Here is a 226-nt window from a genome sequence, read left to right on the forward strand (position 1 = left end):
AAAAATCCCCGAACTTACGTTCGAGGATTTTGGTGCGGATGAAGGGATTTTCCCGCGGGCTAGTCAACACCACACTGTGGTGTTGACTGCGCACTGCGGTGCGCCGCCCTGTTCAAACCCTCTTCACCGCAAGACCAAACAAAAACACCGTAGCGGGATACGCTACGGTGTTTTTGTTTGGTGCGGATGAAGGGATTTGAACCCACACTCTTTTAAGGGAACTAGA

General features: G+C 51.3%; 1 protein-coding gene. It reads left to right on the forward strand.

The window, feature by feature from the left end; translation table 11 throughout:
* The coding region (locus NE623_RS14645) for a hypothetical protein (protein WP_256272835.1) at positions 1-190 on the forward strand (190 nt) is incomplete at its 5' end.
* Positions 191-226: the final 36 nt, after the last annotated feature.

It is taken from the genome of Gemmiger formicilis, assembly GCF_024462815.1.
Lineage (GTDB): Bacteria > Bacillota > Clostridia > Oscillospirales > Ruminococcaceae > Gemmiger.